Annotated in this window: 2 protein-coding genes; both read left to right on the top strand. The window is 41.6% G+C overall.

The genetic code is table 11. From position 1 onward, the window contains the following. Positions 1-161: 161 nt before the first annotated feature. Positions 162-5648: an ATP-binding sensor histidine kinase gene (locus V7K61_RS23495; protein WP_335056974.1), complete on the top strand. Its 5487-nt coding sequence runs from the start codon at positions 162-164 to the stop codon at positions 5646-5648. Between the two features lie 405 nt (positions 5649-6053). Then, positions 6054-11218: AAA family ATPase (locus V7K61_RS23490; RefSeq protein WP_335056972.1), on the top strand; the 5165-nt coding region annotated here is incomplete at its 3' end.

The raw sequence follows: 11218 nt of genomic DNA, 5'->3' as shown, positions 1-11218 counted from the left end.
GCTCGACAAATCGTTGAAGAAACCCACGGCGGAAAATTAAGTTTTAATTCTGTTCTGGGTGAAGGTACAGAGTTTATTATTGAAATTTCGGTGTAGTTTTGAGCTATTTGTGTTCATCGAATTTAGATACTTAATCTAGGAAATTGTCAGGATTTCGCAATATGGTTAGCACAACAGTAAATATTTCTGGATATCGCATCAGTGAAGAATTGTACAATGGTTCCAGAACTCTAGTTTATCGAGGTAAGCGAGAAACTGACTCATTATCTGTAGTAATTAAACTGCTGAAAAATCCTTATCCCAGTTTCAGCGAATTAGTGCAATTTCGCAATCAGTACACTATCGCTAAAAAATTCAACTCACCACTAATCATTAAAACTTATAGCTTGGAAGCATACCAAAATAGCTATGTGCTGGTGATGGAAGACTTTGGGGGAATTTCTCTCAAGAATTGGGGAGTGGGGACTTGTACTGAGCGGAGCCGAAGTAGTAGGGAGTGGGGACTTGTACTGAGCGGAGCCGAAGTAGTGGGGGGAAGCGTAGAATCTCTGATGGAGTTTTTAGAGATAGCGATCGCACTCTGCACCACCTTAGATATACTCTACCGTGAGCGGATTATTCACAAAGACATCAAACCCGCCAATATTTTAATTAATCCTGAAACCAAACAAGTTAAATTAATTGATTTTAGTATTGCATCTTTACTACCACGAGAAACCCAAACACTAATCAATCCCAACGTCTTAGAAGGGACACTCGCTTATATTTCCCCAGAACAAACAGGCAGAATGAATCGGGGGATTGACTACCGGACTGATTTTTATTCTTTGGGTGTTACTTTTTACGAGTTACTTACAGGTGATTTACCTTTTAAATCAAACGATCCAATGGAGTTGGTACATTGTCATATTGCAAAACAACCTCCTTCAGTTATTAGAGATGAGATACCGCAGGTGATTTCAGATATCGTCATGAAATTGATGGCGAAGAATGCGGAAGATAGATATCAGAGTGCTTTAGGTTTGAAATTTGATTTAGAAAATTGTTTACATCAGCTACAAGTTGATGGTATGATCAAGGGCTTTGAGATTGGGAAACGGGATGTGTGCGATCGCTTCATCATCCCTGATAAACTCTATGGACGAGAAACCGAGGTATCAACTCTACTAGAAGCCTTTGAAAGAGTCAGCCTTGGTGCAACAGAAATGATGCTGGTAGCTGGGTTTTCAGGGATTGGGAAAACGGCGGTTGTCAACGAAGTTCATAAACCAATTGTTAGACAACGCGGTTATTTTATCAAAGGCAAATATGATCAATTTCAACGCAATATTCCCTTCTCTGCTTTTGTACAAGTATTTCGGGATTTAATGGGGCAATTACTCTCAGAATCGGATGCACAACTGCAAACTTGGAAAATCAAGATTCTCGAAGTTATTGGCGATAATGGACAAGTTTTAATTGACGTAATTCCTGAGTTAGAATGCATTATTGGCACTCAACCACCAGCCACCGAATTATCGAGAACTGCTGCTGAGAATAGATTTAATTTGCTCTTGCAAAAGTTTGTACAAGTGTTCACCAATAAAGAACATCCCTTAGTAATGTTTTTAGATGACTTGCAATGGGCTGATTCCGCATCGCTGAAATTGCTGCAACTGTTGATGCAAGACACAGAGTATTTATTAGTATTGGGTGCTTATCGGAATAATGAAGTATCACCGACTCACCCATTCATCCTCACTACAAATGAGATCGCCAAAACTGGAGCAGTCGTCAATAAAATCGCGCTGCAACCCTTAAGCGAACTAGATATCAATCAATTAGTGGCAGATACGCTGAATTGCGAATTATTGCTAGCCCAACCTTTGACAAAATTGGTCTATCAAAAAACTCAGGGTAATCCTTTTTTTGCCACCCAGTTTATCAAAGCATTAAATGACGATAAGCTAATTAAATTTGACTTCAAATTCCGTCATTGGCAGTGCGATATTGCTCAAGTCAAAGCTTTAGCAATTACTGATGATGTGCTGGAGTTTATGGCACTACAATTGCAGAAATTGCCGCACCAAACTCAGAATATTCTCAAACTAGCAGCTTGTATTGGATCGCAGTTTGATTTGCATACATTGGCGATTGTTTCAGAACAATTTCCGGAAGTAACGGCGGCTGATTTATGGAAAGCGTTGCCAGAAGGGCTGATTATTCCCAATACTGAAATCTATAAATTCTTTATTCAGTCTGACAGTGCGTCGGTTGCTAATGCCGCAGCAAATCCGATTTATCGGTTTTTACACGATCGGGTTCAACAAGCTGCTTATTCCCTAATTCCTGATGACCAAAAGCAAGCAACTCATCTCAAAATTGGACAGTTAATTCTGCAAAACTCTTCAGAAATAGAACGAGAAGAAAAACTGTTTGATATTATCGGGCATTTGAATCAAGGAGAGGCATTAATTAATCAACAACAGGAACGAGAAGCCTTAGCACAACTCAACTTAAAAGCTGGGAATAAAGCTAGAAATTCAACTGCTTATGCTGCTGCTAGACTGTATCTACAAACTGGAATTGATTTACTAGAGGTCAATTGTTGGCAACATCAGTATGAATTGACCCTAAATCTGTATGTAGCGGCAACAGAAGCCAGCTATTTGAATGGTGATTTTGCGGGCATGGAACAGCTAGCTGCATTGGTATTACAGCAAGCACAGACCATTTTTGATAAAGTGAAAATCTACGAAATTCAAATCGCGGCGCAAACGGCTCAAAGCCAAATGTTAGGGGCGATCGCAGTGGGCAGAGAGGCTCTAGCCCAATTGGGGGTAGAATTACCCACAGAAGTAGACGAAGCTAAAATTGCCATTGCCTTACAAGACATCAATCGGCAACTCCAAGGCAGAGAAATTGCTGAACTAATTGACTTACCCGTGATGAGCGATCACACAGTTCAAGCAGCGATGCAATTGTTAAGCATGGTATTTACACCAGTATTACTGGGAAATCCGGGTTTACTGCCATTGTTGAGTACAACAATTGTGCGGTTGTCACTCCAGTTTGGTAATACCCCCGCCTCGACGGTAGGATATGGGATTCATGGCATGGTGCTGTGTGCCTTTTTGGATGAAGTCGAAACAGGCTATGAGTTCGGTAGATTAGCACTCTCGTTGCTGGAGAAGTTGAATATCCAGTCCCTCAAATCCCACACTCTCATCTTGTTTGGGTGTTTCATCCAACATCGCCGACAATCACTCTTGGTAATGCTTCCCACCCTCAAAGAGTCCTACACCATTGGTATGGAAACCGGTGATTTTCTCAACGCTGGCTATGTTATCCCCACTTACGCCTATACTGCCCTGTTTGCTGGTGTAGACCTGAACGCGTTGGCATCGGAATTGCCTGCTTATAGTGCTGCCCTGGCTCAGGTGAAACAAGATTCGGCGCGTATTCTCTTGGATCTAGTGCGGCAAACAGTACAGAATTTGAGAGAAACAGTAAGCCAACCCGATCGCTTAACTGGCACGCTCTATGATGAAACATTGATGCTACCGAAGCACAAGCAGGATAACGAGCTTATGACGATCGGAGTACTCTTCATCTATAAATTATTCCTTGCCTATGTCTTTGGTAATTACGAAAACGCACTCTTCTACATCGCTCAAGGTAAACCCTATCTACTTGCTGTAGGAGGTATCCTTCATGTTCCTATTTTCCATTTTTATGCTGCGCTAACTCAATTGGCCATCTTCCCTACGCAGTCAGAAATTGAACAAGCCGAAATTCTGACTCAGCTAGAAATTCATCAAAATACCCTACATAAGTGGGCGCAAGATGCCCCGATGAATCATTTGCATAAGTGGCATTTAGTTGAGGCCGAAAAGTCTCGTGTGTTGGGTAACAAAGCTGAAGCCATAGAGCATTACGATCGCGCCATTGCCCTTGCCAAAGAAAACAAATTCCTCAACGAAGAAGCATTAGCCAACGAATTAGCCGCCAAATTTTATCTCGATTGGGGCAAAGAAAAAATTGCTGTAGCTTACATACAAGAAGCCTATTACTGTTATGCCCGGTGGGGAGCAAAAGCCAAAACCGAGGATCTAGAAACCCGCTATCCCCAACTACTTGCCACAATTTTGCAAAAACAGCAACCAGCTTTCAAACCAACGGAAACAATGATTTCTGTAGGCTCTCAAACGATCCAAACTTCCGATTTCAGTCATACTAGCCTCCGTGAAACTTTCGATTTGGCAACCATTCTCAAAGCTTCTCAATTGCTATCGAGTGAAATTGAGTTGGAGAAATTACTTTCAACCCTAGTCCAGGTAATACTTGAAAGTGCAGGGGCTGATAAATGTGCGTTGTTGATGCCAAGAGGCTCACACTGGGTAATTGAGGCATTATCTCAACTCGAACAACCTGCTATTCTCTTGCGTTCCCTGCCCTTTGATGATGGTGAAACAGTACCCGTTACCCTGATTAATCGGGTTAAAAATACTCTCACCCTGGCTGTAATTGAAAATGCAATAGTCGAGCCAACTCTAGCGGCTGATCCTTATATTCTGCACCATTCACCCAAGAGTATCCTCTGTGTGCCAATTCTCAACCAAGGCAAGTTGATTGGCATTTTGTACCTCGAAAATAATCTGACGGTGGGAGCCTTTACGAGCGATCGCCTACAAGTTCTCAATCTCCTCACAACTCAAGCAGCTATTTCTCTAGAAAATGCTCAATTATATCACAAATTAGAGGATTATTCCCATACTCTGAAGCAAAAAGTAGAAGAGCGCACCCAAGAATTAACAGAAAAAGCAACTCACCTAGAATCAACACTTGATAAACTTTACTCGACTCAAGCCCAACTAATTCAAGCCGAAAAAATGTCCGGTTTAGGACAGGTAGTTGCTGGCATTGCCCATGAAATTAATAATCCGATTAATTTCATCTACGGCAACTTACAACCAGCGAGTGAATACGTTACATCTTTAATTGAATTAAATAATTTATATCAGCGACTTTATCCCGAATCATTGCCAGAAATTGCTGAAAAAATAGCCGAAATTGAACTAGAATTTCTGGTGAATGATTTACAAAACATCCTGTCATCTATGAGAGTGGGAGCAGATCGCATCCGTCAAATTGTGCTGTCACTGCGAAACTTTTCCCGCTTAGATGAATCAGAAATCAAACCAGTAGACATTCACTCTGGTATTGATAGTACGCTGTTAATTTTGCAGCATCGACTTCAGAGTAATAGTAAACATCCAGAAATTGCAGTTATTCAAAAATATGGTCAACTCCCTTTAGTTAATTGTTATGCTTCTGCTCTAAACCAAGTGTTTATGAATATCATTAGTAATGCCATTGATGCTTTAGAAGTTTCAGAACAAAATTCCCAACCCACTATTACAATTCAGACAGAATTTACAGCAGCAAAAAAAGCAATTATCCGCATTGCAGACAATGGTATAGGCATGAGCAATTCCGTGCAGAATAAAATATTCAATCCATTTTTTACGACAAAACCAATAGGTACTGGCACAGGTTTGGGATTGTCAACTAGCTATTCAATTGTGGTAGAAAAACATGGGGGTCAGTTAAGCTGTATTTCCGCACCAGGAAAGGGTACAGAATTTATCATTGAAATCTCAGTGTAAGTTGTCTCATAATTGAAGAAGAATTCAGAAGTCAGAATGGGCTACGCCCCGCTGCACTAAAAGGAGCAAAGCCGAAGACTCCGAAAGCTCCGGTCAAAATCAAGACGCTCGATAGCGACGCGCAAAGCGAATCCTTGAGCGTCTGACTCGCTTGCCGCCGGCGCTATCAGTCAGTTCAGAATGAGCAACAAAACACTTGTAGAGACGCCGATTTATCGCGTCTTGAAAACCCAAAATTTTTGCCAGTAGCCCTTAACCCAACGGCGGAAAATTGAGTTTTAACTCTGTCTTGGGTGAAGGTACTGAATTTATCATTAAAATCCCAGTATAATTTGTCAATATTGTTATTGAACAGCTTCAGACATCTGGGTATACTAAATCTAGAAATCTTCAGGATTTACCGGTATGGTTCGCAGCATGGTCAGTATTCCCGGATATCAAGTCAGTGAAGAACTCTACAATGGTTCCAGAACTCTGGCTTATCGGGGGTATAGAGAGACTGACTCACTACCTGTAGTGATTAAACTTCTGAAAAATCCTTATCCTAGTTTAGGCGAACTCTTGTCGTTTCACAATCAATACACTATAGCTAAAAATCTCAACTCACCTCTGATTGTCCAAATCTACAGCTTAGAATCTTACCAAAATGGCTATGCGTTAGTGATGGAAGACTTTGGGGGGATTTCTCTCAAGGATTGGGGAGTGGGGGGAAGTGTAGAATCTCTGATAGAGTTTTTGGAGATAGCGATCGCACTATGCAATATCTTAGATATACTCTACCGAGAGCGAATTATTCATAAAGATATCAAACCCGCCAATATTCTTATTAATCCCGAAACCAAACAAGTTAAATTAATTGACTTTAGTATTGCATCTTTACTACCACGGGAAACACAGACACTAATCAATCCCAATGTGTTAGAAGGCACGCTAACTTATATTTCTCCAGAACAAACAGGAAGAATGAATCGGGGTATTGACTACCGAACTGATTTTTATTCTTTAGGAGTGACATTCTACGAGTTACTGACTGGAGTTCTACCATTTCAATCAAATGATCCGATGGAGTTGGTGCATTGTCATATAGCAAAAGTAGCACCTTTAGTACATGAAATTAACCCACAAATCCCATCTGTCGTCTCGGAAATTGTCAGCAAATTGATGGCAAAAAATGCCGAATCTAGATATCAGAGTGCCTTGGGATTGAAGTTTGATTTAGAAAATTGTTTACATCAGCTACAAGTTTCTGGTAATATTAAAGATTTTGAAATTGGGAAACGGGATGTGTGCGATCGCTTCATCATCCCAGACAAACTCTATGGACGGGAAACCGAAGTTAAAACATTACTTGATGCCTTTGAACGATCCAGCCTTGGTGCAACAGAAATGATGCTGGTAGCTGGTTTTTCGGGAATTGGGAAAACTGCGGTTGTCAACGAAGTTCATAAACCGATTGTTCGCCAACGTGGTTATTTTATCAAAGGTAAATATGACCAATTTAATCGCAATATTCCATTGGGTGCATTTGTGCAAGCATTCAGAGATTTAATCGGACAATTGTTAAGCGAAAGCGATGTTAAGATTCAGCAATGGAGAAACAGAATATTAGAGGCTGTTGGAGAAAATGGACAAGTAATTATTGAACTCATCCCCGAACTAGAAATAATTATTGGTGAACAATCACCTGTTATAGAATTATCAGGAACGGGGGCACAAAATAGATTTAACTTATTGTTTCAGAAATTTACCCAAGTCTTTACTAGTGCTGAACATCCATTAGTGATGTTTTTAGATGACTTGCAATGGGCAGATTCAGCATCGCTGAAGTTAATGCAGTTATTAATGTCTGATACAGATCATCTTTTATTAATTGGTGCATACCGCGATAACGAAGTCAATCCAGCACATCCTTTGATGTTGACTTTGAGCGAGATTCAAAAAAACCAAGCAACGATTAATACGATTACTTTAGCACCACTGAGTCAATTGCAAGTAAATAAGTTAGTTGCTGACACACTCAAATGTCCAGAAAATTTGGCATGGAATCTTTCTCAATTAGTTTATCAAAAAACTCAAGGCAATCCATTTTTTACTACACAGTTTCTCAAAGCATTACATCAAGATAGGCTAATTGAATTTACCCCTCCTTACCAAGAGGGTTGGGGGGGGTGGCAATGTGACATTGCACAAGTAAATCAGCAAGCGGTTACAGATGACGTTGTTACCTTTATGGGTTTTCAATTGCGAAAACTACCGCCATCAACTCAACAGGCGTTGCAGCTAGCAGCTTGTATTGGCAATCAGTTTGATTTAGCAACTTTGGCAATAGTTTCAGAACAATCAGAAATCGAAACGGCTGCGGATTTGTGGAAAGCATTACAATTAGGCTTAATTTTACCGATTGGTGATGTTTATAAATTTTATCAAGTTTATCAAGATGAAACTGCTAATGGCTATTTGTCCATTGCTAATAGAAATCAACAAATAGGTATTGGCAATGAGCAGTTAGCAAGTTACAAATTTTTACACGATCGCGTCCAACAAGCTGCCTATTCTCTGATTCCCGATGACCAAAAACAGACGACTCATTACCAAATTGGACAACTGCTGCTGCAACAGATTTCCTCATCAGCAACAGAAGACCGCATTTTTGAAGTGGTCAATCAATTAAATCACGGAACTTCTTTAATTAGCGAACAAACAGAACGAGATCAACTAGCCCAACTTAATCTCACAGCCTGTAGCAAAGCTAGAGCCGCTACCGCCTATCAAGCAGCTCGTGAATATGCCGCAGTGGGATTGTCATTGTTGGGAGAAAATGCTTGGCAACAGCAGTATGAAATTACTCTCGCCTTGCATGAATTAGCAGCTGAAGTGGCAATGCTAGGCGGTGACTTTGAGGCGATGGAACAGTTTATTGATATTGTTACTGAACAGGCGCACTCTTTACCTGAACAGGTCAATGTTTACCGCATTAGAATTCAAGCAAATACCTGCCAGAATAAACCGATCGCAGCCCTTGAGATCGGACAAAAACTCCTACAACAGTTGGGCGTAACGATTCCAGAAACTCCAACATCAGTAGATATTCAACAGTCAATTGAAGAGATTAGAGAACTGATTGGAAACAGGAAAATTGCAGATTTTGTTCACCTGCCGGTGATGACAGATGCGAACACAATTGCCATTATCCAGATTGCCAGTAGCATCATGACATCAGCCTACATTTGTGGATCTCCCTTGTTCCCATTACTGACTGCCTTATCAGTCAAATTATCCCTGCGGCACGGAAACATCTCTGCTTCAGCTTATAACTATGCTTGCTATAGCATCATTGTCTGTCATCTCTTAAAAGATGTGGATTTAGCCGTACAGTTTGGTCAGTTGGCATTGAATGTGGTTTTAAAACTCGATGCGAAAGCGACTAAACCCGAAATCTTAGAGATACTAGGAGCATTTATTTTCCATCGAAAATCTCACATCAAAGAAACTTTACCACTCTTGAGGGAGGGCTACGCAACTGCCCTAGAAGTGGGAAATCTGCAATCCGTTGGATATCATGCCTACTGTTTCTGTCTGAATGCTTTTTGGTGCGGTCAACCCCTTGCCTCTCTGGAGCAGGATACGCTCACCTATTACAATGGTTTGGTGCAGTTTAACCAATTGAGATCGGCTAATTACTGCCGTACCCATTGGCAATTTATTTTAAATTTACTAGGTTTGGCGAAGCATCCCACCATTTTGTCTGGGTCAGCCCTCCAAGAAACAGAATATCTGCCCGTGCTGCGGTCTGCCAATGACCTATATGGGTTGTATTTCTTCTATGTGTATAAGCTGATCCTTTGCTTTTTATTTGGGGAAGTTGAGCAAGCAAATAACTATGCACTCTTAGGCAGAAACTATTTAGTTGCTAGTGCCGGCACGGTTGCTGACTCTGCATTTTATTTCTATGATTCTCTGATTGCTCTGGCACTATTGAGTCAAGCTTCAGGCGAGATGTCAACAGCATTAGAGCGGGTGGCAGAAAACCAAACCCAGTTACAGCACTGGGCACACCATGCTCCGATGAATTACCAGCATAAGGTTGATTTGGTAGCAGCAGAAAAATGTCGAGTCTTAGGACAAATAGCCGAAGCCATTGAGTTATACGATAAGGCGATCGCTGGAGCCAAAGTCAACGAATATGTCCAAGAAGAAGCTCTGGCCAACGAACTAGCGGCGAAGTTCTACCTCGACTGGGGCAAACAGCGCATCCCTCAGGAATACATGACGAACGCCTATTATTGTTATGCTCGCTGGGGTGCGAAAGCCAAGCTTGCCGACTTGGAAAAACGCTATTCCCAAGTGCTTGCTCCTATCCTAGAGCAAACCCGTTCTCTAGTCTCTCTTCTCTCCACTAGCGAAACTATCTTTGCCTTGGGGAGTGTCACACCAACCTTTTCTGTGACTTCTAGCAGTAACAGTGTCTCGGATAGCCTAGATTTAACAACTATTCTCAAAGCTTCCCAAGCAATCTCAAGCGAAATCGAACTCGGAAAACTGCTGGCATCCTTGCTGAAGAACGTCATCGAAAATGCGGGGGCTGATAAATGCGTCTTAATTCTCTGGCGAGCTGATTCGCTACCCGACCCCAAAAATGAACACCTCTTGATCGAAGGGTCAATTATTCAGGGTTCGGAGCCGGTGGTGTTGCAGCGCTTTCCCATTGAGGAGAGCCAGGACGTTCCCCTGAAGCTGATTTATAAAGTTTTGCACAACAGGCAGACAGATGTATTGATTGATGCAAGTGCCGATCTCACCTTAGCTAGTGACCCTTATATCATCCGTCAGCAGCCCAAGAGTATCTTGTGTAGCCCGATTTTGCATCAAGGGAAATTGCTGGGCATTTTATATCTGGAGAATAATTTAGTGACGGGGGCATTTACAAGCGATCGCGTCGAACTGCTAAATTTACTTTGCGCTCAGGCTGCCATTTCTTTGGAAAATGCCCAACTTTATGAAAAATCACAAAGCTACGCTCAACAGCTGGAACAAGCCTTGCGAGAACAACAAAAATTGGCAGCACTGGTGCAAACCAGCACTGATTTTATCGGCATTGCCACGCTGACGGGACAAGCTATTTATATCAATCCAGCTGGGCGACAGTTGGTTGGACTTGATAGTAATGCCGAAATTTCCAACTTTTATATGCGCGATTTCCACAGTTCAGAAGAGTTGAACCGGATAGAACGGGAAATACTGCCTCCCGTGATGCAGCAGGGTGTTGGCTATGGAGAGTTGAACTTTCGCCACTTTCAAACTGGGGAGTTGATTCCTACTGATTACGTACTCTTTACGATCGAAGATCCTCTCACCAATCAACCACTTTGTTTGGCATCGATTTGTCGAGATATTCGCGATCGCAAAAAAGCTGAACTTGCCTTGCAGCAAAAATCACTCTTATTACAACAAGCGCTAACTGATTTGCAAAACGCCCAATTACAAATGGTGCAAAGTGAAAAAATGTCAGCTCTAGGTAACTTGGTTGCTGGTGTTGCTCACGAAATGAATAATCCTCTCGGTTTTATTGC

It is taken from the genome of Nostoc sp. (assembly GCF_036918015.1).
Classification (GTDB): domain Bacteria; phylum Cyanobacteriota; class Cyanobacteriia; order Cyanobacteriales; family Nostocaceae; genus Nostoc.
The sequence above is the reverse complement of the archived record's forward strand: the minus strand, read 5'-3'. Positions and strand labels throughout refer to the sequence as shown.